23 protein-coding genes are annotated in these 25,853 nt (G+C 67.9%); 13 read left to right on the top strand and 10 right to left on the bottom strand.

Annotation, left to right across the window (positions count from 1 at the left end; genetic code table 11):
- Positions 1-2 precede the first annotated feature (2 nt).
- The 4 genes from FHX60_RS12025 to nosZ form a co-directional block, all read right to left on the bottom strand.
- Positions 3-944: an ABC transporter ATP-binding protein gene (locus FHX60_RS12025; protein ID WP_183283491.1), complete on the bottom strand. Its 942-nt coding sequence runs from the start codon at positions 942-944 to the stop codon at positions 3-5.
- Entirely contained in the window at positions 919-2,205 is a 1,287-nt protein-coding gene (locus FHX60_RS12020) for a nitrous oxide reductase family maturation protein NosD (RefSeq protein ID WP_183283490.1), read from the bottom strand. The genes FHX60_RS12025 and FHX60_RS12020 overlap by 26 nt, the downstream gene beginning before the upstream one ends.
- A complete protein-coding gene (locus FHX60_RS12015) occupies positions 2,202-4,820 on the bottom strand; it encodes a 4Fe-4S binding protein (protein ID WP_183283791.1) in 2,619 nt (872 codons plus the stop codon). Before FHX60_RS12015 ends, FHX60_RS12020 begins: the two co-directional genes overlap by 4 nt.
- A 69-nt stretch (positions 4,821-4,889) precedes the next feature.
- A complete protein-coding gene (gene nosZ, locus FHX60_RS12010) occupies positions 4,890-6,833 on the bottom strand; it encodes a TAT-dependent nitrous-oxide reductase (RefSeq protein ID WP_183283489.1) in 1,944 nt (647 codons plus the stop codon).
- A gap of 371 nt (positions 6,834-7,204) precedes the next feature.
- Between nosZ and FHX60_RS12005 the strand changes: the two genes are divergently transcribed.
- Positions 7,205-8,155 carry an FAD:protein FMN transferase gene (locus tag FHX60_RS12005; protein WP_375790540.1) on the top strand — a complete coding sequence of 317 codons (951 nt, stop codon included), beginning with the start codon at positions 7,205-7,207 and terminating at the stop codon, positions 8,153-8,155.
- An 83-nt stretch (positions 8,156-8,238) separates the two neighbouring features.
- Here FHX60_RS12005 and FHX60_RS12000 read toward each other — a convergent pair whose 3' ends face one another.
- Positions 8,239-8,637: a c-type cytochrome gene (locus tag FHX60_RS12000; RefSeq protein WP_012352395.1), complete on the bottom strand. Its 399-nt coding sequence runs from the start codon at positions 8,635-8,637 to the stop codon at positions 8,239-8,241.
- Between the two features lie 10 nt (positions 8,638-8,647).
- The gene (locus FHX60_RS11995) at positions 8,648-8,995 is read right to left on the bottom strand and encodes a c-type cytochrome (protein WP_018005502.1); all 348 of its coding nucleotides are present in this window, start codon (positions 8,993-8,995) and stop codon (positions 8,648-8,650) included.
- 539 nt (positions 8,996-9,534) lie between these two features.
- On the opposite strand from FHX60_RS11995, the gene FHX60_RS11990 reads away from it, so the two are divergent.
- From FHX60_RS11990 to FHX60_RS11980, 3 genes are read left to right on the top strand one after another with little or no spacing between them, the layout of a single operon-like run.
- Positions 9,535-10,416 (top strand): AAA family ATPase, encoded by an 882-nt coding sequence (locus FHX60_RS11990; protein ID WP_062797882.1) that lies wholly within the window; start codon positions 9,535-9,537, stop codon positions 10,414-10,416.
- A 17-nt stretch (positions 10,417-10,433) separates the two neighbouring features.
- Positions 10,434-11,036: a GNAT family N-acetyltransferase gene (locus FHX60_RS11985; RefSeq protein WP_112775325.1), complete on the top strand. Its 603-nt coding sequence runs from the start codon at positions 10,434-10,436 to the stop codon at positions 11,034-11,036.
- Positions 11,037-11,065: 29 nt separating this feature from the next.
- The gene (locus FHX60_RS11980; RefSeq protein ID WP_092313958.1) at positions 11,066-12,241 is read left to right on the top strand and encodes a vWA domain-containing protein; all 1,176 of its coding nucleotides are present in this window, start codon (positions 11,066-11,068) and stop codon (positions 12,239-12,241) included.
- A gap of 213 nt (positions 12,242-12,454) precedes the next feature.
- Here the strand turns inward: FHX60_RS11980 and FHX60_RS11975 are convergent, their stop codons facing one another.
- Entirely contained in the window at positions 12,455-13,363 is a 909-nt protein-coding gene (locus FHX60_RS11975) for a LysR substrate-binding domain-containing protein (protein ID WP_092313960.1), read from the bottom strand.
- A gap of 130 nt (positions 13,364-13,493) precedes the next feature.
- On the opposite strand from FHX60_RS11975, the gene FHX60_RS11970 reads away from it, so the two are divergent.
- The 3 genes from FHX60_RS11970 (at position 13,494) to FHX60_RS11960 (ending at position 16,448) form a co-directional block, all read left to right on the top strand.
- The gene (locus FHX60_RS11970; RefSeq protein WP_112775478.1) at positions 13,494-14,480 is read left to right on the top strand and encodes a tripartite tricarboxylate transporter substrate binding protein BugE; all 987 of its coding nucleotides are present in this window, start codon (positions 13,494-13,496) and stop codon (positions 14,478-14,480) included.
- A 14-nt stretch (positions 14,481-14,494) separates the two neighbouring features.
- The gene (locus FHX60_RS11965; protein WP_116601736.1) at positions 14,495-15,382 is read left to right on the top strand and encodes an N-formylglutamate amidohydrolase; all 888 of its coding nucleotides are present in this window, start codon (positions 14,495-14,497) and stop codon (positions 15,380-15,382) included.
- A gap of 250 nt (positions 15,383-15,632) precedes the next feature.
- Positions 15,633-16,448, top strand: coding sequence for a BspC domain-containing protein (locus tag FHX60_RS11960; protein WP_368013935.1), 816 nt, complete (start codon positions 15,633-15,635; stop codon positions 16,446-16,448).
- A 183-nt stretch (positions 16,449-16,631) separates the two neighbouring features.
- Here the strand turns inward: FHX60_RS11960 and FHX60_RS11955 are convergent, their stop codons facing one another.
- Both FHX60_RS11955 and yaaA read right to left on the bottom strand, forming a co-directional pair.
- On the bottom strand, positions 16,632-17,765 hold the full coding sequence (locus FHX60_RS11955) for a M14 family metallopeptidase (RefSeq protein WP_183283488.1): 1,134 nt from the start codon (positions 17,763-17,765) through the stop codon (positions 16,632-16,634).
- Between the two features lie 38 nt (positions 17,766-17,803).
- Positions 17,804-18,589, bottom strand: a complete 786-nt coding sequence (gene yaaA, locus FHX60_RS11950; protein WP_183283487.1) for a peroxide stress protein YaaA — start codon at positions 18,587-18,589, stop codon at positions 17,804-17,806.
- 49 nt (positions 18,590-18,638) lie between these two features.
- Between yaaA and FHX60_RS11945 the strand changes: the two genes are divergently transcribed.
- The gene (locus FHX60_RS11945; RefSeq protein WP_183283486.1) at positions 18,639-19,187 is read left to right on the top strand and encodes a PIN domain-containing protein; all 549 of its coding nucleotides are present in this window, start codon (positions 18,639-18,641) and stop codon (positions 19,185-19,187) included.
- A gap of 77 nt (positions 19,188-19,264) precedes the next feature.
- The gene (locus FHX60_RS11940) at positions 19,265-20,437 is read left to right on the top strand and encodes a pyridoxal phosphate-dependent aminotransferase (RefSeq protein ID WP_183283485.1); all 1,173 of its coding nucleotides are present in this window, start codon (positions 19,265-19,267) and stop codon (positions 20,435-20,437) included.
- A 250-nt stretch (positions 20,438-20,687) separates the two neighbouring features.
- Here the strand turns inward: FHX60_RS11940 and FHX60_RS11935 are convergent, their stop codons facing one another.
- Positions 20,688-21,332 carry a glutathione S-transferase gene (locus tag FHX60_RS11935; protein ID WP_092313970.1) on the bottom strand — a complete coding sequence of 215 codons (645 nt, stop codon included), beginning with the start codon at positions 21,330-21,332 and terminating at the stop codon, positions 20,688-20,690.
- 187 nt (positions 21,333-21,519) lie between these two features.
- Here FHX60_RS11935 and FHX60_RS11930 point away from each other — a divergent pair, with 187 nt between their 5' ends.
- The 4 genes from FHX60_RS11930 to FHX60_RS11915 all read left to right on the top strand — a co-directional run bounded on the left by FHX60_RS11930 (position 21,520) and on the right by FHX60_RS11915 (position 25,803).
- The gene (locus tag FHX60_RS11930; RefSeq protein WP_112775319.1) at positions 21,520-23,043 is read left to right on the top strand and encodes a 3-hydroxyacyl-CoA dehydrogenase; all 1,524 of its coding nucleotides are present in this window, start codon (positions 21,520-21,522) and stop codon (positions 23,041-23,043) included.
- 46 nt (positions 23,044-23,089) lie between these two features.
- Positions 23,090-23,869: an oxepin-CoA hydrolase, alternative type gene (locus FHX60_RS11925; protein WP_112775318.1), complete on the top strand. Its 780-nt coding sequence runs from the start codon at positions 23,090-23,092 to the stop codon at positions 23,867-23,869.
- 72 nt (positions 23,870-23,941) lie between these two features.
- Complete coding sequence (locus FHX60_RS11920; RefSeq protein WP_092313976.1) at positions 23,942-24,670, top strand: histidine phosphatase family protein; 729 nt, start codon at positions 23,942-23,944, stop codon at positions 24,668-24,670.
- 56 nt (positions 24,671-24,726) lie between these two features.
- Positions 24,727-25,803, top strand: coding sequence for a phosphotransferase (locus FHX60_RS11915; protein WP_112775317.1), 1,077 nt, complete (start codon positions 24,727-24,729; stop codon positions 25,801-25,803).
- The last annotated feature ends 50 nt before the right edge of the window (positions 25,804-25,853 follow it).

Here is a 25,853-nt window from a genome sequence, read left to right as displayed (position 1 = left end):
GCTCATGCCCTCATCCCGAGAAACAGGTCCTCGAGCGACGGCTCGTGGATCTGCAGGTCCAGCAGCCGCCCGGCGAGCGGCTGCACCGCGGCCAGCACCGCCATCTTGGCGGTGGGCGCACAGCGCACCGTCAGCGCGCCGGGCGGCGCACCTTCGATCTCCAGCGCGGGCAGCGCGCGCAGCCGGCGCAGCGCCTCGTCACGCGCGCCCGCCTCGACCCGCAGCACCAGCGTCAGCGGCAGGCCGGCCCGGGCGCGCAGCGCCTCGAGGCTGCCCGCGGCCTGCAGCCGGCCCGCGGACAGGATCGCAAAGCGGTCGATGCGCTGCTGCAGTTCGGCCAGGATGTGCGAGGTGATGACGATGGTCACCCCGTTCGCGCGCAGCGCGTTCAGCATGGCGTAGAAGTCGCGGATCGCGGCGGGGTCCAGGCCATTGGTCGGCTCGTCGAGGAACAGCACGCGCGGTGCGCCCAGCAGCGCCTGCGCAAAGCCCAGCCGCTGGCGCATGCCTTTCGAGTACTCGCGCACCGGACGCGCGGCGGCAGAAGACAGGCCCACCTGGTCGAGCATCGGCGCGCAGGCTTCTGCCTTCACGCCCTTCAGCCGCGCGAAGAAGCGCAGCGTCTCCTGGCCGCTCAGGTTGTCATGGAGCACCAGATGTTCGGGCAGGTAGCCAATGCCGCGGCGTGCCGCGCGAAACGCGCGGCTGCCCACATTGGCACCGGCCACGCGCAAGGTGCCATGTGTCGGCGGCAACAGGCCCAGCATCATCCGGAACAGCGTGCTCTTGCCCGCGCCGTTATGGCCGATCAGCCCGAGCAGCTCGCCCTGCCCCACGCCAAGGCTGACATCGTCGACGGCGCGCAGCGCGCCGAAGTGCTTGCTGACGTTGGACAGCACGATGGCATCCATGGCCGGATCAGCGGCTGGCGTCGGCCGGCTCATGCCATTGCCTCCAGTTGGCGCGCGCCGGACGCATGCGCGGATATTCGTCGACCACCCCCGGCGCCCGGATCACCGGAAACTGGCGCCCGGCCACCCGCAGCGCCTGCAGCGCCGGGCTGCCCAGCAGCAGCGCCACGCCCGGATAGCGCCAGCTGAGCCGGTCGACCAGGTCATTGGCCCGGTACGGGAGATCGCCCACGCCATCGGCATCGCGGTCCCAGCCGAGGTAGTTGCCCCAGTAGTTGCCCTGCTGCCTTTCGGCCGGATTGCGTCCGCCCCAGGCCTCGTCGCGCGCGCCGACATAGCGCACCGGCTCGCGGTTGCCGATGAAGTCGTTGCCCTGCACCACGTTGCGGGTCGAGCCGGCCGACAGGTGCACGCCGATGGCGTTGCCGAGCACCAGGTTGCCGCGCAGCTGCGCATATTCGACATCGTAGATAAAGAAGCCGCGCTGGTTGTGCGCGACCACGTTGCCTTCGATCACCGAATCCTGCAGTGTGCGCAGCATGATGCCGTGGTCGGCATTGGCCCAGGTGCGGTTGTTGCGCACCGCCTGGTCGCGCACTTCCATCAGCGCCAGTCCGCCGCGGTTGCGGTAGCTGTCGTTGTTTTCCCACAGGTTGTGGTATGAGTTCATGTAATGGGTGCCGTAGCGGCTATGGTGCAGCCGGTTGCCCCGAAACACGGCATGGTGCGACACGTCGACGTAGAGCGCGTCGCGCACGAAGCTGATGTGGTTGTTCAGGATGCGGGCGCCGCGCGTGTTGTAGAGCTGCACGCCGTTGCCGCGCTGCGCCGAGTTGTAGTCGCGCTTGCCGGTGATGGTGTTGGCCTCGACGCGGACCTCGTCGGCCTTTTCGATCCACAGGCCGAACAGGTTGTAGGTCAGCTCGCAGTGCCGCACCACGGCGCGGTGCGCGCCGGGCGCGATGTAGATGCCGGCGTTCTGGTCCTTCAGGCTGTCGCCGGAGTCGCGCACGATCAGTCCTTCGACCGTCACGTCGGGCGCGGCGATACGCAGCGTATCGCCGCGCAGCGCGCCGCCGAGCGTGGGCCGCGCGATGCCGCGCAGCACCAGCGGCTTGCCGACGGTAAAGTTGCCGGTGTAGTGGCCGCGCGCGATCTCGATGGTGTCGCCGGCAGCCGCGGCATCGATCGCCGCCTGCAGCGACTGGCCGGGCTGCACGCGCCAGGTCGCCGCCGGCGCGCCGGTGATGCCGCAGGCCAGCCATAGCAACGGGATACCGGACAGCAGCTTCATGCGGACAGCATCCCCATCGCCTTCAGCGCCAGGAACAGCACGGCACCGACCAGCAGGTTCTTGAAGCCGACATAGCTCAGCATGTCCATCACGGTGGCGCGACGATGGCGGCCGCGCCACCATGGCCCATCCTTGACATAGCGCTTTGCCGACAGGCGGATCATCACCTCGTAGAGGCTCCAGCCCAGCCACCAGCCGATCACCGCGCCGACGCGCAGTTGTCCGCTGGCCGCCAGCGCCCACGCCACGGTTGCCGCCAGCGCGACCGCCACGCCCGCCAGCTGCAACGCCGCGGCGGAGCGCCAGCCCTGCCCGCTCCAGGGCCACAGGTGGTCCCACAGCTCGGCGAAGCAGCGCGCGGCGCCCGTCGTGGCGGCGTAGGGCGGCGTCACGGGGTCGGTCGGCATGCGCGGATCGGGGCCCGACGGTTGCGCCGCAGCGGCCGTCACCGGCACCAGTGGAATGAAATACCCGTTGCGAGCCACCGGCGTCAGCGGCAGCCCGTCGCGCTCGCGCCGCTTGCGCTCGCGTGCCAGCGGCGGGCAGCCGTGGGTATCGGTATAGAGCACCATGCAGTCGAGGCAGTGCAGGCACTCGCGCTGGTCGATGCGGCCGTCGGCATCGATCGCCTGCGCGCCGCAACCCGCCGCGCACGCCTTGCAGCGGTTGCAGTCGGGCTTGCGCCGCAGCCCGAACCAACGGAACGTGCTTGGCATGGCCAGCGCCGCACCGAGCGGACACAGGTACTTGCAGTAAGGCCGCTCGATGAACAGCGACAGCCCCAGCAGCGCGCACGCGAACAGCCCGTACGGCCACGCGCGGTTCGCGATGCCGACCAGGAAGGTGGTCTTGAACGGTTCGATCTCCGCCAGCTTCTCGGCCAGCGCCATCGAGAACACCGAGACCGCCAGCAGCCCGACGAACACGCCGTACTTGACCCACTTGAGCCGGTCGTGCCAGCGCCGCGGCAACTGCCGCTGCCAGCGTTTCAGCCCGAGGAAGCCGCCGAGCTTGTAGATCGCCTCGGACAGCGAGCCGAACGGGCACAGCCAGCCGCAGAACAGCCCGCGGCCGAACAGCAGCACCGTGACGATGATGAAGATCCAGAAGCAGAAGATAAAGGGATCGCTCAGGAACAAGGCCCAGTCCCAGCGCAGCAGCAGCGCATGGAACCACGTCAGCACCTGCGTGATTGACGGCTGCGCCATCGCGCCAAACCCCACCAACCCGATGCTGATGGCCCATGCCGTGTACTTGAACGCATTTACCGGCCACTTGTTCTTGTGGGTGGCACGCCGTGTCAGGCGCTCGCGCAGCGCGTAGACCAGCGTGACCGCGCCCAGCAGCGCCACGAACAGCGCGATGGTGCCGGCCTGCCGGCGCCAGACCTTGCGCCACGGTGCTTCGGGCACGTCGATATGGGGGCGGCCACCCTGCAACAGCGCCGCCGGCAGCCAGTACGGCGCGTCGAAGCTGGCAAAGCTGCGCGTGCCGGTGGCGCGGTCGACCCGGTTGCCGAGGAACGACAGCTTCCACGGATACGCCGCGGAAAAGGCTGGGGAACGGACCACGAAGATCGCCGACTCGGTCGGCACCGGCGCGCCCGGCGCGGCCACGCCATAGAGGTTCAGGTAATCGAGGTCGCGGAAGGTGAAGGCGTCGGCGTCCTGGCGCACCTGCACCCGGTCATAGATGCCGCCACGCACGAAGCCCGAACCCTTGAACGACTCGGTGCCCGCGGTGCGGATCACGAAGATGGCGTGCTCGCCCGGCCGCAGCTGCGCGCGCAGGCCCTGCCAGCCGGCATCGCCCAGCACGCTGCGCGCGATGTCGGGATGGTTGAGGTCGCCGAACCACAACTCGATAAACGGCCCGCCGCCGCCCCGCAGGCCGCCGCTTATGCCGGCCTGCGCCGGCTGCACCAGCAGGCGCTGCACCGCGCCCATCCCTACCAGTTGCGGCCAGCTATAGTGCATGCCGCTTTCAACGTAGCGAGCCGGCGCGCGTTGGGTTGGCGCCAGGATGCCGACCTGCCGCGCCACCGCCGCACCCGCCGTGGTCAGCACCTGGTTCTGCGCGATCACCGTCACCGTGGCGCCCGAAATCGCATCGACGCCGACCACGCCTTCGTCGGGGCGCGACTGCCCCACTTCGATCTTGTCGGTGACCGACTTGCCGACGTACTGCCGGTTGAAATCCAGCAGCGCCGCTTCCGGAATGCCCAGCAACAGGATCGGCTCCGAATGCTTCAGCACCCTGATGCCGGCATAGCGGCCCTGCGTATCCATGCCGATCAGCGTCACCACCGGCTTGCCCGAGTACGCCGGCGTATCGGTGATATCGGTGGACAGCATGACGTAGCCGACCAGCTCACGCTTGCCGCCGGGGCCGGTGCGATAGCCCTCGACATAGGGCGGCTGGCCCATGCGCGACGAAAAATGCGTGGCGCCGGGCAACACCTGCGCGCATGGCACCAGCGCGCACAGGTCGGGGGCGGTGGCGAGCTGCGGCGGCAGCTCGGCCTCGTAGGCGCCCGCATGCGCAGGCGAGAGCAGGCCAAGCGAGAGCAGCCACGCGGCGAGGACCGCGACGAGTCCTTTGAAGATAGCCAGCATCATGGAAAGGCAGCAGCCGTAGCGCTGCGCGAGGCCGATGCGCCGCGCGCAACGCTACGCCAAGCCGGCTCAGGCCTCGACGATCATGCGGCTGCGCATCTCGAGATGCAGCGCGTGACAGAAGTGGGTGCAATAGCACCAGAACACGCCGGGCTTGTCGGCAACGAAGGTCACCGACGCCGTCTCCTGCGGATTGACGATGAAGTTGATGTTGTACTTCGGGATCGCAAAGCCGTGCGTCAGGTCCTCGATCTTGTCCAGGTTAGTCAGGATCAGCGTGACCTCGTCGCCCCGTTTCAGCTTGATCTCGCGCAGGCTGAACACCGGCGCCTGCGAGGTGAGCTTCACCGTCACCTTGCGGCCGTTGCGAAACACGCCCGATTCCTGCGCATCCTTGATCGCCAGCGGGAATTCGTCGAGCGCGTAGACCTGCTTGGGCCGCAGCAGCTCGCGCCGGAAGATGATGAAGTCGTGCGGTTCGCTGTGCACGGGATGGTCCGCCAGCAGCACCATCTTGTCGCCGGAGATGTCGATCAGCTGCTCGTTCTCGGCGTGCAGCGGACCCACCGGCAGGAAGCGGTCCTTCGAGAACTTGCAGCCCACCGCCAGGAACTTGCCGTCGGCGGCCACGGTTTCGGATTGCGAGGCATTGAGGTGCCCAGGCTGGTATTGCACGTCGATCCGGTCCACCACGTACCTGGCGCTCTTGTCGCCACGGTGGAAGCGGATCGCCGCGTCGATGTTCCACTTGACCACCTGGCTGTCCAGGAACAGCGTGGTGTAGGCATTGCCGCGGCCGTCGAAGGCGGTATGCAGCGGCCCCAGGCCCAGCTCGACTTCAGCGACGATGGCGTCGTCCAGCCTGGCCAGCTTGCCGTCGAACCAGTCGAGCACCCTGGCCAGCTCGATCACCGTGCCGGTGGGGGACAGCTTGCCGGCGCAGATGAAGTACTTCTGGTCGGGGCTGGCGTTGACACCGTGCGGGTTCTTGGGCACCGACACGTAGGCGGTCAGCGCCGTGGCCGGATCCTGATTGGCGGCATGCGTGCCGTCGACCACCGGGACCTTGGAGTCGCCGATAGTCTTGAACTTGCCGGCCTTGACCGCCGCCTCGATGCGGGCGATGTTGAAGAACAGGCAGGCATCGCGTTCGGCCGACATCATGTCCTCGAAGCGCACGCCCATTTCCACGTTGTACTGGTTGGTCGCGGCCAGCTTGCCGTCGTACGAGGTCGCCACCAGGTCGCAGTTGCCGTCGATCAGCACCTGCCAGCGCACCGCCATCGACTCGGCGTCGACGCAGGTGAACAGCGAGCGGTACTTGCTGCCGTCTTCGGTCGGCGTATTGGGCAGCGGCACGCCGAACTCGGCGCCGCAGAACACGCGCGTGGTGTAGTTGATGCTGGCGTCGACGGGATCGCGCTTGTCCGGGAAGATGCCGTGGAAGCCCTGCACATTGGGCAGCTCGGTGATCTTGTCGCAGATGAAGTAGTCGAGCCGGACGCGCGCCAGCCGGCCATTGATCTTGTCGTTGATCCACGCATAGCGGCCGTCGTAGTTGCCGTCCTTATACGAGGCGTGCACGTGGTGGGTATCGCCGACGGTGTATTGCAGGCTGCCATCGGGGCGGGTGCCCATCACGCGCTTCGATTCATTGGTGATGCCCCACCCCGTCAGCGCGTCCGGCACGAAGCACGGAATCCGGTGCAGCTCGCGCCCGGAGGGCAGGCCCAACACGCGCATGTCGCCGGCATGGCCGCCGCTCCACAGGCCGTAGTAGGTATCCAGCTCGCCTGGCTTCAGGTGCACCGCGCCGGCGGCGGTGCTGCCCGCCGGAGTGGCATGGGCACCGGCGCCGCTGGCCGGCGTGGCTGCCACCGGCGCGCCGCCGTTGTCGGTGCAGGCGGCCACACCGGCAACGCCGGCGAGCGCCGCGGTATGGATAAAGCGCCGCCGTCCGGGCGCGGCCGGTGCATCGTGGGGTGGCAGGGGATGCTGCGTATGCCTGGTCATCTTCGTTCCTCGAACCGTCATGGCAAAGGCGGAGTCAGCTCCGCCGGCTTTCTGCTTGAGTTGTCTTGTGGTGGCTTGCTGCTGCCGGCTACAGATGGTCGAAGCAGTTGGCGCGATCGAGGTTGATGATCGTCATGGTTCTCTTGAATATTCATTCGCGATGCATGTTTTTGGCCAGCGCCGCGGACAGAATGGGCGGCACGGCAAGTCCCACTGCCGCTTTCGCGATCGACACCATCCTCGCCATGCGCTTCAAGGCCCTACTGCCCACGCAGCCTTCCATTCCCCACATCGACCACATCGACCACATCGACCACAGGCGCCGCGCCATCGTTCGCGGCGCCGCGAGCGTGCCGCTGCTCGCCACCGCGATGTTCGTGCGGCCCGCGCTGGCCGATCCCACGGTCACGCATGCATCGCGCCGCTTGCTGGGCACACGCGTGGACATGGTCGTGCAAGGCGACCGCCACGGCGTAGCGCAGGCGGCCATCGCCGCGGCCTTTGCAGAGATGATGCGGCTGGAGCAGTTGATGAGCCGCTACCGGCCCGACAGCCAGGTCAGCGCCCTGCACCGCGCGGCGGGCCGCCATCCGGTGCGCGTGGCGCCGGAACTGATGACGGTGCTGCAGGCCGCCGCGGCGGTTTCGGCACGATCCCGCGGCGCCTTCGATATCACCGTCGGAGCGTTCGCCGGCTGGCGCTTCGGCACGGATGGCAACCGCTTGCCCGACGCCGCCGAACTGGCGCGCGAGCGAGCGCTGGTGGACTACCGGCAGGTCATGCTCGACGCCCGCCGCGGCGAGGCCATGCTGGCCCGCGCTGGCATGCGCCTGGACCTGGGCGGCATTGCCAAGCTGCCGATCCTGGACGCGGGCATGCAGGTGCTGCGCCGCCATGGCCTGGCCAATGCGATGGTCAACGGTGGCGGCGATGTGCTGGCCATGGGGAAGTTGCAGGGACGCGACTGGCGCATCGGCGTGCGCGACCCGCTCGCGCCGGCACGGCTGCTAGGCGTGCTGCAGGTGTCCGATGCCGTGGTGGCGTCCTCCGGCGACTACGAGCGCTGCTTTGTCGCCGATGGCCGGCGCTATCACCATGTGCTCGATCCCGCCACCGGCCTGCCGTCTGCCGGACCGCGCGGGGTGACGCTGGTGGCGCCGACCGCCGCGGCGGTCAACGGGATGGGCGCGGCGCTGATGGTGGCCGGCCAGGCTGCCTGGGACCGGCTGGCGGGCGGGCTCGCCGGCGTCGATGGGCTGGTGGTAGGCGACCGTGGCCGCTGGATCTCGCCAGGCATGGCCCAGCGGCTGCGGCGGGCCTGAACGCGGGCCGCGGACGAAAAAAAAGCCGCTTCCAGTGAAGCGGCTTGCTTGCGTGCAGGCGGCCAGCGCCGCGGCCGTCGCCGTTACTTCTTCAGCACCAGGTCGCCCGGCAGCGACTCGATGTAGGCGGCCATGTCCTTCAGCTCCTTGCGGGTGAACGGGCGCGGCTTGCCATCCTTGTCGGTGACCGCCGGGTTGGCGTTGACCTGACCCGCCATGATCGCGTTGGAACGGCCCACCAGCGCATTGCCCGATACTTGGTAGGACATCAGCGCGTGATACAGGTAGTCGGCATGCTGGCCGGCCAGCTTGGGGTAGTCGGGCGAGATCGGCTTGTTCATGCCGGCGCCATGGCAGGCCACGCAGTTGCCTTTTTCGACCAGGGTCTTGCCGTTGGCAAGGTCGGCGGCCGAGGCCGGCATGGCGGCAGCACCCAGCACGAGTGCGCCGAGCGCGAACGAAAGCGTCTTGAGCGTCTTCATGTGGGGTCTCTTACTTGAGGGAATTGTTCTGCGTGCCGGCGGTCTGCTGCGAGTAGTACGCCGCCACGTTGGCGATGTCCTGCTCGGTCAGCGTCGCGGCAATGCTGCGCATGGTGGGGTGCTTGCGCTCGCCCTTCTGGTAGGCCTTCAGCGCATTCTCGATGTACTTGGCGCTCTGGCCGCCCAGCAGCGGCACTTCATAGATCTCGGGGAAGGACGCACGGTAGCCCGGAATGCCGTGGCACCCGATGCACATTGCAACCTTGTCCTTGGCAGCGTCTCCATTGCCCTTGACTTCCTGTGCCTGCACGGCCGTTGCAGCCGCGCCCAGCACCACCATCGTGAGGAGCTTTTTCATTGTCTTTGCGGATTGGAAGTTAAACCGTGTGACCTGCCCTGCCGGGCGGAGACGGTTTCAGAATGCTTCTGCGGAGCAACCAGGGCAGCCAGTCGGATGGCCGGGGTGCAACCCGCCAGAGATGTCGCTTCCGGTCGGTTTGCCGGGGTGTGGAACACCATTCTGGAACCACCTCGCGCAATCGCCGCGACCCGGAAGGGCCGCTGGGACTTCTGAACGCGGACTGCCGGATACTGGAGAACTGGACGTGGGGGCGCGTCAAACCGCCGCATTGTACCGCAGCCGGCACCTGCCAGTCCAGCCAGCGGCCAGTGCCGGCGGAACCCTGTCGGCGCGCCCCAACACGAACCGCAAAGGTCTTTTATACTGGCCCATCCCGGGAATCCGCACGACCGTTCGCGGACGCTCCGCCAGCGGCACGCGGGCGCCCGCCACGGACCCAGTTTTCCATAACGAAAGCGCGCATCACAGCGCGAAGAGACCGCGCCCAGCACGCCAACCCGGCCCTCGCCCGAGCGGCCGCCACCTCAGGTTGCCTCATGTCAAACACCGCCAACGCCCAAGCCTCCTCCCAGCCGGTCCGCTTCGAAGGCAGCGACCAGTACGTTGCCACCGACGACCTCAAGCTGGCCGTCAATGCCGCGCGCACGCTGCAGCGCCCGCTGCTGATCAAGGGCGAGCCCGGCACCGGCAAGACCATGCTGGCCGAGGAAGTCGCCGCCGCGCTGGGCATGCCGCTGCTGCAATGGCATATCAAGTCGACCACCAAGGCGCAGCAAGGCCTGTACGAGTACGACGCGGTGTCGCGCCTGCGCGATTCGCAACTGGGCGACGACCGCGTCCACGACATCCGCAACTACATCGTCAAGGGCGTGCTGTGGCAGGCCTTCGAGGCCGACGAGCAGGTGGTGCTGCTGATCGACGAGATCGACAAGGCCGACATCGAATTCCCCAACGACCTGCTGCGCGAACTCGACCGCATGGAGTTCTATGTCTACGAGACCCGCGAGCTGGTCAAGGCAAAGCACCGTCCGCTGGTGATCATCACCTCGAACAACGAGAAGGAACTGCCCGACGCCTTCCTGCGCCGCTGCTTCTTCCACTACATCAAGTTCCCCGATGCCGAGACGATGCAGCAGATCGTCGACGTGCACTACCCCGGCATCAAGCGCGAGCTGGTTGCCGCAGCGCTGGAATCGTTCTACGAGATGCGCAACCTGCCGGGCCTGAAGAAGAAGCCGTCGACCTCCGAGCTGATCGACTGGCTCAAGCTGCTGATGGCCGAGGACATCCCGCCCGAGGCGCTGAAGAGCCCGGACAAGAAGGCCGCGATCCCGCCGCTGCACGGCGCGCTGCTGAAGAACGAGCAGGACGTGCACCTGTTCGAGCGCCTGGTGTTCATGAACCGCGCCAACCGCTGAGCGCGCGGCCAAGCCCGATGACCGACACGACCGCTTTTGCCAACCCCGTGACCCTGGCGGGCCGGCATGCCACGCTGGAACCGCTGCGCCCCGAACACGCCGACGGCCTGCGCGCCGCCTGCGCCGACGGCGAGCTGTGGAAGCTCTGGTACACCAGCGTGCCGGCGCCCGAGCGCATGGAGGCCGAGATCGCGCGGCGCCTGGACCTGCAGCAACGCGGCACCATGCTGCCGTTCGCGGTGCGCGACGCGGCCGGTGAGCTGGCCGGCATGACCACCTACATGAACATCGACGCGGCCAACCGGCGTGTGGAAATCGGCTCGACCTGGTATGCGCGCCGGGTCCAGCGCACGCCGCTGAACACCGAGTGCAAGCTGATGCTGCTGGGCCATGCCTTCGACCATCTCGACTGCATTGCGGTGGAGTTCCGCACGCACTGGATGAACCAGCAAAGCCGCGCCGCCATCGCCCGCCTGGGCGCCAGGCAGGACGGCGTGCTGCGCAACCACATGCGCATGCCGGACGGCACGCTGCGCGACACCGTGGTGTTCTCGATCATCGCCAGCGAATGGCCGGCGGTGCGGCAACACCTGCAATTCCAGCTCGAGCGCCCGCGCTGACGCGCCGCGCCGACTGAAAGCGAGGCACCATGCTGATCGATTTCTTCTTCTCGCTGCGCCACGCCAAGCTGCCGGTGTCGGTCAAGGAATACCTGACCATGCTGGAAGCGCTCAAGGCGCAGGTCATCACGCCTTCCATCGACGAGTTCTACTACCTGTCGCGCATGACGCTGGTGAAGGACGAGAAGCACTTCGACAAGTTCGACCAGACTTTTGCCGCCTACTTCAAGGGCGTGGAGAGCCTGGTCGACTGGAAGTCCGACATTCCGCTCGACTGGCTGCAGAAGACGCTGGAGCGCGAGCTGTCGGCCGAGGAAAAAGCCAAGATCGAGGCCATGGGCGGCCTCGACAAGCTGATGGAGCGCTTGAAGCAACTGCTCGAGGAACAGAAGGAAAAGCACGAGGGCGGCAACAAGTGGATCGGCACCGGCGGCACCTCGCCGTTCGGCCATGGCGGCTACAACCCCGAGGGCATCCGCATCGGCGGCCCGTCCAAGGGCAACCGCACCGCGATCAAGGTGTGGGAGGCGCGCGCCTACAAGGACTATGACGACCAGGTCGAACTGGGCACGCGCAACATCAAGGTCGCGCTGCGCCGGCTGCGCCGCTTCGCCCGCGAAGGCGCCGACACCGAGCTGGACCTCGACGACACCATCCACTCCACCGCGGCCAACGCCGGCCTGCTCGACATCAAGCTGCGGCCCGAGCGCCACAACAAGGTCAAGGTGCTGATGCTGATGGACGTGGGCGGCTCGATGGACGACCACATCAAGCGCGTCGAGGAACTGTTCTCGGCCACCAAGACCGAGTTCAAGCACCTCGAGTACTACTACTTCCACAACTGCCTGTACGACTACGTGTGGAAGAACAACCGCCGCCGCCACGCCGAGAAGCTGGCAACGTGGGACCTGCTGCACAAGTACACGCCCGACTACAAGATCATCTTCGTCGGCGACGCCACCATGAGCCCGTACGAGATCCTGCAGCCGGGCGGGTCGGTCGAGTACAACAACGCCGAGGCCGGCGCGGTATGGCTGAACCGGATGACCGAGCAGTTTCCGCACTTCGTCTGGCTCAACCCGGAGCCCGAAGGGCTGTGGCAGTACCGGCAGTCGATCACGGTGATCAACCAGCTGATGAAGGGACGGATGTTCCCGGTCACGCTGGCGGGGCTGGAGCAGGCGATGAAGGTGCTGTCGAAGTAAGACTCGAAACGCGCGCCGCAGCCGTCGCCGCGCGAACCCGGCTCCTCTCGCCCGCTTGCGGGAGAGGGGTGGGGAGAGGGCCTGAGCGTCCACGAAGTCAGGCGTGTCAGTCTTGCACGCGCCTGCCCTCTCCCCCGGCCCCTCTCCCGCGCGCGGGAGAGGGGAGCAAACCGCCGGCGTGCCAGCCTCATCGGCCGCCTCAGTCCGTCCGGCTCACCCGGGCCGCGCCAGGTCCGCTCCCTCCATCACCCACGCCCTGAACGTGCGCAGCGCCGGCAGGTGCTGCTTCTGCTCCGGATAGCACAGGTAATAGCCCTTCTTGGCCAGCACCTGCGCCGGATGCGCCACCACCAGCGCGCCGGTGGCCAGCTCTTGTTCGATCAGGCAGCGCGGGATCAGCGCGATGCCCAGTCCCGACAGCGCCGCCTGCGTCAGCAGCGAAAACTGGTCGAAGCGCGCGCCGCTCCAGGCGTCGCGCGTGGGCAGCCCCAGCGTGGCGAACCAGTCGGGCCAGGCCTCCGGGACGGTGGTGTGGTGCAGCAGCGGATAGCGCAGCAACGCCGCCGGGGTCGGCGCGACGCCGTCGGGCTCGGACGCCAGCAGGCCCGGCCGGCATACCGGCAGGACCTCGCGGCCGGTCATGTAGTCGGCCAGGCTGCCGGGCCAGACGCCATCGCCAAAGCGGATCGCGGCATCGAGGTCGGGTTCGGAAAAATCGTAGCCCTGCGCATGCGGCACGAACTCCAGCGTCACCTCCGGATGCCGCGCGAAGAACTGCGGCAGGCGCGGGATCAGCCACTTGGCGCCCAGCGTCGGCATGCTGGCGATATGCAGCACGCCGCCCCGCCCCTGCCCCGCCATCAATTCCACCGTGGCGGCTTCCAGCTCGTTCAGGCTGGGCGCGATGCGCTCGAGGTAGCGCTCGCCCGCGGGAGTCAGCACCAGCCGCTGGCGCACCCGCTGGAACAGCTCGACGCCGAGGTAGGCCTCGAGGCTGCGCACCTGCTTGCTGACCGCGCCCTGCGTGACATGCAGCTCGCGGGCGGCTACGGTAAAGCTGTTGTGGCGCGCCGCCGCCTCGAAGGCGTGCAACTCGGTCAGCGACGGACATAGGCGTCGCATAAATCACCTCTACTTCACGACCAAATGGAATGAGCTAGGGATTTTATTTCGTTTGCGAGGGTCCCGCTTGCACGAGCAGAATCGTGAAAACGCCTTTGTCTCTTCCTTGATACCTTTCGCCACCAAGATCATGCAACGTCGCCACCTTCTCCGCGTCCTCGCCGCCGCCTCGGCCGCCCTCGCCACCGGCCTGTCGTTCAGTGCCGCCGCCCAGTCCGGCTACCCCACCAAGCCGATCACGCTGGTGGTGCCGTTCCCCGCCGGCGGCACCACCGACATCGTCGCGCGCATCGTCGCCGACAAGCTCGGCCAGCAGCTAGGCCAGGCCGTGGTGGTCGACAACCGCGGCGGCGCCGGCGGCAGCATCGGCACCACCTTCCTGTCCAAGGCCGCACCGGACGGCTACACGCTGGGCATCGCCACGGCCTCGACCCATGGCATCAACCCGGCGGTGTACCCGCGCCTGTCCTACGATGCCACCAAGGACTTCACCCCCATCACCAACCTGGCCTCGGTGCCGAACGTGATGAGCATCCACCCGTCGGTCAAGGCCACCGACATGAAGGCCTTTATCGCGCTGGCGCAGACGCAGCCGGGCAAGCTGGCCTATGGCTCGGCCGGCAACGGCAGCGTCTCGCACATGATGGGTGAGCTGTTCAAGATGAGCAGCAAGACCGAACTGCTGCACGTGCCGTACAAGGGCGTGGGTCCGGCACTGAACGACGCCCTGGCCGGCCAGGTGCAGGTGCTGTTCGACAACCTGCCGTCGTCGCTGCCGTTCATCGAGGGAGGCAAGCTGCGCGCGCTCGCCGTGGCGGCGCCCAAGCGCGTGGCCGCGCTGCCCAATGTGCCGACCTTTGCCGAGCTCGGCCTGGGCGAAGTCAACGACGCCGCCTGGTTCGGCCTGATCGCGCCGGCCAACCTGCCGGCCGACCTGCAGAACAAGCTGCATGCCGCCGCGGTCAAGGTGCTGGCGCTGCCGGAGGTCAAGGCCAAGCTGGAGAAGCTCGGCGCCACGCCGGTGGGCGACACCCCGGCGCACTTTGCCGCCCAGATCAAGACCGAAGTGGCCAAGAACAAGCGCGTGGCCGCCGCCGCCAAGATCTCGCTCGACTGAACGCAACGCACACCATGACCGACACCGACCGAACCATCGCGGACAGTCCGTTCTGCCTGTACCAGCCCGAGGGCGAGCCCGCGGCGCTGTTCCTGGACTCGCCGCACAGCGCGACCACGTACCCGACGGACTTCCGCCCCGATCCCGCACTGCCGCTGCCGCTGCTGCGCCAGGCCGAGGACACCTTCGTCGACGAGCTCTACGCCGGGGCCCCGGCGCGCGGCATCCCGCTGCTGTGCGCGGGCTTTCCGCGCAGCTACCTCGACGCCAACCGCGCGTTAGAAGAAATCGACGAAGCGCTGCTCGACGCGCCCTGGCCCGGCGCGAAGCAGGAAACCTCCAAGACCCGGCTGGGCAAGGGCCTGGTCTGGCGCGTGCTGGACACCGGCGAAGCCATCTACGACCGCAGGCTGAGCGTGGCCGAGGTGCAGGCGCGCATCGAGCGCTGCTACCTGCCCTACTACGCGCAGCTGCAGAAGCTGGCCGAGCGCGCCGTCGCCAGCCATGGCAGCGCCTGGCATATCAACTGCCACTCGATGCCCAGCCACGCCGCGCCGTTCGCGACCGAATTCCCCGGCCTGGAGCATCCGGATTTCGTCGTCGGCGACCGCGACGGCACCACCTGCGACAAGCGCTTCACCGACCGGGTCGAGGGCGTGCTCAAGGAGATGGGCTACGAAGTCTGGCGCAACCACCCGTACAAGGGCGTCGAGATCGTGCGCGTGGTCGGACAGCCGCAGGCCGGCCGCCACAGCCTGCAGCTGGAGGTCAACCGCAAGCTCTACATGGACGAGACCGGCCTCACGCATACCGCCGGCTTTGCCAAGCTGCGGCACGACCTGAACAGCCTGCTCGACGAACTGCTGCGCTTTACGCGCGCGATGCCGTCGCGCGTGGCCTGAAACCGCTGCGCTCCCCGGTCCGGCCGCGCCGCCGGGGTGCGCTTCGGAAAATGCGAGCCCGCGCCGGGATCACTTCGCGCGGGCGATAGCGTGTCGGCCTGACTTTAGAAGAATGGGTAACAAGATTTAGGAACTTTGGCAGATGGGTTTCCTCTATCATGGCAATCCTTTGCGAACCCATCCTGGCTGCCGGGCCCCTGGCGCCGGCAGGCAATCCCGGGCAAGCACACACGCTCACAACGCTAACACCGTGATCCGACGAATCTCCGCAATGCTCGGCAGCCGGCTGCGCATGGTGGCCGCCGCCGTAGCCGGTGCGATCGCGCTGGCAGGCTGCGCCAACCTGCCGGACGAGGCCGCCGGCACCGCCGCCAGCCCGGCGCCGGCTCCCGCCACCGCACCCACCCCGGTACCAGCCCGCCCCGCCGCTCTCCCCGCCCCGGCAGCTTCCGCTTCGCCTCCCACCAAGACCATCAACCTGCCCGACCGCGGCCGCGTCAGCCTGTCCGAGTACCGCGCGCGCATGCGCGAACAGCTGATGAAGACCGAGAACGCCAGCAGCGACGTGGCCGACTGCGCCGCGCACGCCAGCTGGGTGGTGCCGCGCTCGGCCACCTACGATGCGCTGAAGATCCCCACCGGCGCGCTCGCCGCGGGGCAAGCCACCACCGAGCCCTGGAGCGGGCGTTTCTCGCCGGGCAAGCAGGCGGTTCCGGTCAGCTCGGTGGTCACCTTCGCCGCCACCGCGCACAAGCGCAAGGGCAGCGACGACTGGCAGCCGGTGAAGGTGCGCTGCGGCTATGACGACGGCATGATGCTGGCGTACGAGCTGCTCGACAGCAGCGGCGCCACCATCAGCGAGCCCGCCGCCGCGCCGGCGGTACCCACCGCCACGCGCACGTCGGCCAGCAAGAGCCGCAAGGCGGCCAAGGGCAAGAGCACGGCTTCGAAGTCTGGCAAGGCTTCGGCATCGAAGTCGGTGAAGTCGAGCTCTGCCAAGTCGACGTCGGCCAAACCCACGTCGGGCTCGGCCAAGGCGAGCAGCAAGAGCAAGAAGAAGCAATAGGTCCCGGGACGCCCCATGCGGGCGTTGGTTGTCTCCCCTCTCCCATTTATGGGAGAGGGGCGGGGGAGAGGGCCGGTGCTTCCACGAAGTGAGGCGTCATCGTGCTTGCCATGCGCCTGCCCTCTCCCCCGGCCCCTCTCCCGCAAGCGGGAGAGGGGAGACAACCGCCAGCGTGCCGATGCCTCAGCCGAGATAATCCAATATCGCCTGCAGCATCGCCGTCCCCAGCAGCGCACTGCGCGCCCCGTTCCAGCCAACCACCGGATCCGGCAGGTCGGCGTTGTCCTTGAACGGCATCTCCAGCGTCAGTGCCAGGCAGCCGAAGGTATGGCCGATGTACTTCGACGCCAGCTTGAGCGCGTCGGCGTTGTACTTGCTGGCCGCATAGCCATGCACGTCCTGGAAGTCCGGCGAGGCCCGCTTGAAGGCCTCGATAAAGCGCTGCTGCTCGCGCCGGCGCGCTTCGGTGAAGCCGGGCAGCATCTCGCTGCCGGCGACGAAGTTGTACGGCAGGCCCTCGTCGCCATGGATATCGAAGAACATGTCGCAGCCGCTGGCCTCGATCGCGCGGCGCACATGGTAGACCTCGGGGCTGGTATCGGGGCTGGGCGCCATCCACTCGCGGTTCAGGTTGGCGCCCGCGGCGTTGGTGCGCAGGTTGCCGCGCGCCGAGCCGTCCGGGTTCATGTTCGGCACGATATGGAACACCGCGCGCTCGAGCAGCTTGCGCGCGACCGGGTCGCCCGCCCACACGCCGGTGCCGGTCAGCCGCTGCAGCACGCCCTCGACAAACCACTCGGCCATGCTCTCGCCCGGGTGCTGGCGCGCGATCATCCAGATGGTGGACTTGCCGGGACCGGACTCGCCGATGGTGACGCGCGTCATGTCGCGCCCGTCGACGGTGCTGCCCAGGTGCGACAGCCGCGCCAGCGGCGAGCGCTGGCAGCCTGCCAGCAACGACAGGTGGCGCTCGTCCGGATACGGCTCGAAATACGCGAACCAGATGCTGTCGTGCTCGGGCGTGACCTCCACGGTCATCACCTGGCCGTCGAAACGCGTCGGCACGCGGAACCAGTTGGCGCGGTCGTACGACGCCACCGCGCGGTAGTCGCGCCAGCCGTCCGGATAGGTGCAATCGCCCGCGTTCAGGAAATGCATGCGGCAGGCCTGCCCGGCAGCGCCCTGCAAACGGAAATGGAACCACTGGCGGAAGTCGGCATGCGAATCGGCACGGATGCGCAGGCGGATATCGTCGGCGCGGTCGAGCGCCTCGACCTCGATGGCGCCGGAATCGAAATGCGAAGAGATATGCAGCATGGCTGGCGGTCTCGTGGCGATGGGTTCAGGACGCGTGGTCAATCTTCGAGGCGACGGCGGAACACCCAGCGGGTGGCGTCCGAGGCCGCCTTGTCGAAGGCATAGCCGTCTTCGGCGAAGCGCTTGAGCTTCTCTGGCTCGGTCACGCGGTGCGTCAGCGCGTAGCGCGCCATGGTGCCGCGCGCCCGCTTGGCGTGGAACGAAATGATCTTGTAGCGGCCGCCCTTCCAGTCCTCGAACACCGGCGTGACGATGCGCGCCTGCAGCACCCTGGGCCGCACCACCTTGAAATATTCTTCCGAAGCCAGGTTGACCAGCACCGGCGCGCCCTCCTGCCTGAGCTCGTCCATGTCGGCGTTGAGCATCTGCGTGACGTCGTCGCCCCAGAACGCGTACAGGTCCTTGCCGGCGGCATTGTCCAGGCGCGTGCCCATTTCGAGCCGGTACGGCTGCATCCAGTCCAGCGGGCGCAGCACGCCGTATAGGCCGGACAGGATGCGCAGGTGCTTCTGCGCAAAGCCAAGGTCTTCGGGCGACAGCGATTTCGCGTCGAGGCCGTCGTAGACATCGCCGTTGAAGGCCAGCACCGCCTGCTTGCTGTTGGCCGCGGTGAACGCTGGCGACCAGTCGGCGTAGCGCGTCACGTTGAGCACGGCGAGCTTGTCGGAGATGTCCATCAGCGCGCCCACGTCCTGCGGCGCCAGCCGGCGCAGGCGCTCGATCAGCGCGGCGGAACGGTCGATGAAGCGCGGCAGCGTGTGGGTCTTGATGCGGGCGGGAGTCTCGTAGTCCAGCGACTTGGCGGGAGACAAAACGATGAGCATGGCAAAATCGCGGCAGTAGCCAAGGACAAACAAGCCCAGATTGTAGCGAATGCGCCTCGACACCACCGCAACCACCCCGCTTGCCGGCACTGCCGGGACCGCCGGCCGCCCCGCCGGCATCACATCCGCGCCGCGCGTGGTGCTGGATTCCAATATCTGGGTGGACCTGCTGGTCTTCCAGGACCCGCACGTCGAGCCGATCCGCGCCGCGCTGGAAGCCGGCACCATCGCCCCGGTGATACGCGCCGACTGCCGCGAGGAACTGCGCCGGGTGCTGGCCTATCCGCAATTTGCGCGCTTTGACGTCGATATCGGCGCCGCGCTGGCCACCGTCGACCGCCTCGCCAGCCTGGAAGCGGCGCCGCCGCAGGCCGACTGCGACGCGCTCCGCCTGCCGCGCTGCAAGGACACCGACGACCAGAAGTTCGTCGAGCTGGCCCACTTTGCCGGCGCCGCCTGCCTGGTGTCGAAGGACAAGGCCGTGCTCAAGCTACGCAGCCGCCTGCGCCGCAGCAGCGGCGTGGAAGTGATGACGCCGCCGGCATTCGGCGTCTGGCTGGCCGCGCTGGACCCGGCCACCGCCGCGGATCCGCTTTAGAATGGCGGCTCGCGGCGCCGCCCTGCGCTGCCGCGCGCCTGACCGCCTACCGTTCCCACTGCATTGACTCGCGCTCTATGTCCGCAGACACCACGCTCGCCCCACTGACGCCGCCGCCGTCGCGCCTGCCCGGCGTTGGCACCACCATCTTTACCGTGATGTCGGCACTCGCCGCCGAGAAGAACGCGGTCAACCTGGGCCAGGGCTTCCCGGACTTCGACTGCGACCCGAGCATCGTCGATGCCGTGGCCGGTGCCATGCGCGCCGGCCATAACCAGTACCCGCCGATGGCGGGCGTGCCGCGCCTGCGCCAGGCCATCGCCGCCAAGATCGCCAGCCTGTATGGCCACCAGTACAGCTGGGACACCGAGATCACGGTCACTGCGGGCGCCACCCAGGGAATCCTGACCGCGATCCTGTGCGCGGTGCATCCGGGCGACGAGGTGATCGTGCTGGAGCCGTGCTACGACAGCTACCTGCCCGCGATCGAACTGGCCGGCGCCACCGCGGTGCCGGTCGCGCTGGAAGCGCCCGCGTTCCGCGTGCCCTTCGACAAGCTCGCCGCCGCGATCACGCCGCGCACGCGCATGATCCTCGTCAACACGCCGCACAACCCCACCGGCACGATCTGGCGCGCGGGCGACATGGACCAGCTGGCGCAGATCCTGGCCGGCACCGACATCCTGCTGCTGTCGGACGAGGTCTACGAACACATGGTCTACGATGGCCAGCAACATGAATCAGTGTCGCGCCACCCGGAGCTGGCGCGCCGCAGCTTCGTCATCTCCAGTTTCGGCAAGACCTATCACGTGACCGGCTGGAAGGTCGGCTATGTCGCCGCGCCAGCCGCGCTGATGGCGGAGTTCCGCAAGGTGCACCAGTTCAACGTATTCACGGTGAATACGCCGGTGCAGCATGGCCTGGCCGACTATATGGCCGATCCGGCGCCCTACCTGCAGCTGTCGGCGTTCTACCAGGCCAAGCGCGATTTGTTCCGCGCGGGGCTGGCGGGCTCGCGCTTCAAGCTGCTGCCGTCGGACGGCACGTATTTCCAGTGCGTCGATTATTCCGCGATCTCGGACCTGAGCGAGGCCGACTTCGCCATGTGGCTGACGCGCGAGATCGGCGTGGCCGCGATTCCGGTCTCGGCCTTCTACTCGCAGCCGCGTGAATCGGGCGTGGTGCGGTTCTGCTTTGCGAAAAAGGAAGAGACGCTGGCGCTGGCGCTGGATAGGTTGGGGAAGCTTTGAAGTGAAATGATAACGCCCGCGGATGCGGGCGTTTTTACAGGTGGGGGTTCTCGCAAGCCGCTGGTTGCTCCCCTCTCCCGCTTGCGGGAGAGGGGCCGGGGGAGAGGGCAGGCGTATGCCAAGCATGACGCGCCTGACTTCGTGGAAGCTCCGGCCCTCTCCCCCACCCCTCTCCCGCGCGCGGGAGAGGGGAGCGTCCACTACCGACGGTGGATCTTGTCACCGTTGGCGCAACACTAGCCGCCCGCGTTTACTTCCTGCTGCGGCTCATCATCAGCTCGGTATTCGCCTTACGGTCCGCATTGACCTTCTGCACCGACTCGCGCTGCGACAGCGTCTTCAGGTAGTCCTTGACCGGCAGGTCGGCCAGCATGTCGGTGCCGTAGATGATCTTGGTGCACGACGATACCAGCGGCAGGTGCACCGCGGCGGCGCAATCGGCCAGCGTGAAGCGGTCGCCCGCGATGTAGGGCGAGAATTTCGCCAGGCTGGCGAAGGCGGGGATATAGCGGCTCAGCAGCTTGTGCTGGCGCTCCTTGACGCTGTCGCTGACCTTGCCGCCGAAGAAGGCTTCCGCGTACAGCTCGCGCGCGGTCAGCTCCAGGTAGAGCTCCAGGAACACGATGATCTCGCGCACCTTGGCCGCCTGGTATGGGTCGGCCGGCAGCAGCGGCGTCTGCGGATAGGCCGCTTCCACGTATTCGGCGATGGCCTCGGACTCGCACAGCGGGCCGGATTCGGTGATGATGTAGGGCACCTTGCCCGCGGGCGTGGCAGCCGGGTCGGTCTCGCCGATCCAGGCCAGCACCTCTTCGAACGGCACGTTCTTTTCCAGCAGCGCCAGCTTCACTTTGTTGTAGTAGTTGCTGGCGGCAAATCCGCAGAGCTTCAGCATGTCGTCTGTCTCCGTTATGGGATGGGTTCCCGCATCGAATCGCGTGGAACGGGGGATTGTGGACCATCCGGCGTCTGCAGTGAACCGGCTGGCCGATCAGCGCACGCCGCCTGCCCTGCCGGTCTGTCGCGGAAGGTGCAAAAAACGTACGATCGTGCTAATTTAACCACAACTTTTGGGACGAATGATGAGCACTTTCACCATCGATACGCTGGGTATCGTCGGCACCGGCGCCATGGGCCGGGGCATCGCGCAGATCGCCGCGCAGGCAGGCCTGACCGTCAACCTGTACGACGCCAACCCGCAGGCGGTGGAAGCCGCGCGCAAGTACCTGCAGGACACGCTGGCCAAGCTCGCCGACAAGGGCAAGCTCAGCGCCGCCGACGCCGAGGCCACGCTGGCCCGCGTCAAGCCGTGCGGCGCGCTGGAAGACCTGGCCGGCTGCGACATGGTGCTGGAAGCCATCGTCGAGAAGCTGGAAGTCAAGCGCGACCTGATCGCAAAGCTGGAAGCCATCCTGCGCGAGGACGCCATCATCGCCTCGAACACCTCGTCGCTGTCGATCACCGCGATCGCCGTGGGCGCGAAGCGTCCGGGCCGCATCGCCGGCTACCACTTCTTCAACCCGGTGCCGCTGATGAAGGTGGTCGAGGTCATCGACGGCCTGTCGGGCAATCCCGCCGTGGGCGATGCGCTGATGGCGCTGTCGCGCCGCATGGGCCATACGCCGGTGCGCTGCAAGGACATGCCGGGCTTTATCGTCAACCATGCCGGCCGCGGCATGAATATCGAAGGGCTGAAGGTCGCGCAGGAAGGCGTTGCCGAATTCGCCGACATCGACAACATCATGCGCGAGCAGGCCGGCTTCCGCATGGGGCCGTTCGAGCTGATGGACCTGACCGGACTGGATGTGTCGCACCCGGTGATGGAATCGATCTACAACCAGTTCTACCAGGAGCCGCGCTACCGCCCGTCGCCGATCACCGCGATCCGCGCGGTCGGCGGGCTGATCGGGCGCAAGGCCGGCGCCGGCTTCTATGCCTACGCCGATGGCCAGAAGCAGGTGCCGGCCGCCGCCGCGGTGCCGGCCGCGCGCCCGTCGAGCGTCTGGGTCAGCCACGCCAGCGAGCGCGGCCATGCCATGGTGACCAAGCTGCTGGGCGCGCTCGGCGTGACGCCGGAAGGCGGCAACCAGCCGTCGGCCGATGCGCTGATCATCGTCACGCCGCTGGGCCTGGACGCCACCACCAGCGCGCTGCAACAGGGCCTGGACCCGGCCCGCACCGTCGCCATCGACACGCTGCTGCCGTTCGAGGCCACCAGGCGCCGCACGCTGATGACCACGCCGGCCACCAGCGCCGCCGCGCGCGACGCGGCGCACGGCCTGTTCGCCAGCGACGGCGTGCCGGTCACGGTGATCCGCGACTCGGCTGGCTTTGTCGCCCAGCGCGTGCTCTGCTGCATCATCAATATCGCCAGCGATATCGCACAGCAGCGCATCGCCACGCCGGCCGACATCGACCTTGCCGTGAACCTCGGCCTTGGCTACCCGAAGGGCCCGCTGGCGCTCGGCGACGCGGTCGGCCCGCAACTGGTGCTGGAGACGCTGCGCAACATGGAAGCGCTGACCGGCGACATGCGCTACCGCCCGAGCCCGTGGCTGTGGCGCCGTGCCGGCCTGGGCCTGTCGCTGCTGGCCGAAGAGCAGTAACCGGTCCGCCATCCCGGCCTCCCGGCCTCCCCCACCGAGCCACGCCATGCCCGCACAGCTGCTTTCCCGCCGCGTCGATTCGACGCTGGTGCTGACCATCTCGAACCCCGAGGCGCGCAACGCGCTGCACCCGGACATCTACGCGGCCTCGCAGCAGGCGCTGGAACAGGCCGCGGCCGATGACTCGCTGCGCGCCGTCATCATCACCGGCGCCGACGGCATCTTCTGCGCCGGCGGCAACCTGAACCGGCTGCTCGGCAACCGCAGCCAGCCGCCCGAGGTGCAGGCCGCCAGCATTGCGCTGCTGAACGGCTGGATCGAGTCGCTGCACGCCTTTCCCAAGCCGATCATCGCGGCAGTGGAAGGCGCGGCCGCGGGCGCGGGCTTCTCGGTGGTGCTGGCTTGCGACTTTGTGGTGGCAGCGAGCGATGCCAAGTTCGTGATGGCCTACGTCTCGGTGGGCCTGACGCCCGACGGCGGCGGCTCGTACGAGATCGCGCGCGCGCTGCCGCGGCCGCTGGCCAGCGAGCTGATGATGGAAGGCAAGCCGGTCGACGCCGGCCGGCTGGCGCAGTTCGGGCTGGTCAACCGCGTCACCGAGCCGGGCCAGGCCCTGGACGAAGCGCTGCGCCTGGCATCGGGCCTGGCGCGGCAATCGCCGCACGCGGTGGGCCGCATCAAGGCGCTGATCAACCATGCCGCCACCGCCTCGCGCGCCGAGCACCTGCTGGCCGAGCGCGACAGCTTCGTGGCCGCGCTGCACCACCCCGACGGCGGCGAAGGCATCAGCGCCTTCCTGGAGAAGCGCAAGCCGCAATACCGCTGATCCGCGCGGGCGGATCCCCCCACGGCCAGCCTGCGCAGACGGGCATGCCGGCACAATGCAAGGAGACCACGCATGGAATTGCCGCCGTCCTCGCGTCGCCGCATCTACCTGATGCGGCATGGTGCGGTTTCCTACTTCGACGACGCCGGGCGCCGCACCGCCCTGCCCGAGCTGGTGCCGCTGAACGAGACCGGCCGCATGCAGGCCAGCGCCGCCGGCCGCGCCTTTGCCGCGGAGCAGGTCCGCTTCGACCGCGTTATCGTCAGCGGACTGCCGCGCACGGTCGAGACCGCGCAACGCGTGCTGGCCGAGCTGCCGGAGATGGATGGCATCGCCCCCGAAGTCTGGCCGGATCTGCAGGAAATCCGCGGCGGCGACCTGTCCGCGATTGCCAGCGAGGACCTGCGCGACGCCTTTATCGGCGCCTTCGAAGGCGAGGTGCCGGAACACAAGCGTTTTCTCAACGGCGAGACCGTCGGCGCCTTCCTCGACCGGGTGCTGCCCGCGCTGGCGCGCCTGCGCGACGACCCCGACTGGGATACCGTGCTGATGGTGCTGCATGGCGGCACCAACCGCGCCATCCTGTCGCAGGCCATCAGCTGCGGGCGGCGCGTATTCTTCGGCTCGCTGCTGCAGACCGCCGGCTGCATCAACGTGCTCGACATGGGCGACGGCCCGCTCGACTGGGTGGTGCGCATGACCAACTACTCGCCGCCCACGCCGGTGCACAGCGGCTCGCGCCACACCACCATGGAAGTGCTGCTGCACCAGTATTTGCGCGGACGCCAGCCGCCCGCCTAAGGTTCCCCGCCCCCGATTTCCTCATCGAACCCGAACAGAAAACCAACGGAGACAGCATGACCAGCAACGTATCGCACTTCGAAGGCACGCGCCCGGTGGCCGACCAGCAGCGTTTCGACACCGCCGCGCTGGAAGCCTGGATGCGCCAGCACGTGGAGGGCTTTGCCGGCCCGCTGACCGTGGAGCAGTTCAAGGGCGGCCAGTCCAACCCGACCTTCAAGCTGGCCACGCCGGGACAGACCTACGTGATGCGCGCCAAGCCCGGCCCCAAGAGCAAGCTGCTGCCGTCGGCGCACGCGATCGAGCGCGAGTACCGCGTGATGGCTGCGCTGGCCGGCACCGATGTGCCGGTGGCCCGCATGTATGCGCTGTGCGAGGACGAATCGGTAATCGGGCGCGCCTTCTACATCATGGAATTCGTCGCCGGCCGCGTGCTGTGGGACCAGTCGCTGCCCGGCATGGGCGCGGCCGAGCGCAGCGCCATCTACGATGAGATGAACCGCGTCATCGCCGCGCTGCACTCGGTCGACTACAACGCCATCGGCCTGGGCGACTACGGCAAGCCCGGCAACTACTTCCAGCGCCAGATCGAGCGCTGGACCAAGCAGTACAAGCTGTCCGAGACCGAATCGATCCCGGCCATGGATGCGCTGATGGACTGGCTGCCGCAGCATATCCCGCAGCAGGATGCCGACCTGACCTCGATCGTGCATGGCGACTACCGGCTCGACAACCTGATGTTCCACCCGACCGAGCCGCGCGTGCTGGCGGTGCTGGACTGGGAGCTGTCGACGCTGGGCCACCCGATGGCCGACTTCAGCTACCACTGCATGAGCTGGCATATCGCCCCGGGCCAGTTCCGCGGCATCGCCGGCCTCGACTTCGCCGCGCTCGGCATCCCCGATGAAGCCAGCTACCGCCGCCTGTACGAGCAGCGCACCGGCCGCGCCATCACCGGCGACTGGAACTTCTACCTGGCCTTCAGCATGTTCCGCATCGCCGGCATCCTGCAGGGCATCATGAAGCGCGTGGTCGACGGCACCGCCTCGTCGGCCCAGGCCACCGACGCGGGCAAGCGCGCGCGGCCGATGGCCGAGATGGGGTGGGAGTATGCGAAGAAGGCGAAGGGCTGAGGCCTGAGCCACCCCATCGCCACGCCCCTGCAAGCCTGAAGGCTTGCAGG

It is taken from the genome of Cupriavidus alkaliphilus (genome assembly GCF_014191175.1).
Lineage (GTDB): Bacteria > Pseudomonadota > Gammaproteobacteria > Burkholderiales > Burkholderiaceae > Cupriavidus > Cupriavidus alkaliphilus.
The sequence above is the reverse complement of the archived record's forward strand: the minus strand, read 5'-3'. Positions and strand labels throughout refer to the sequence as shown.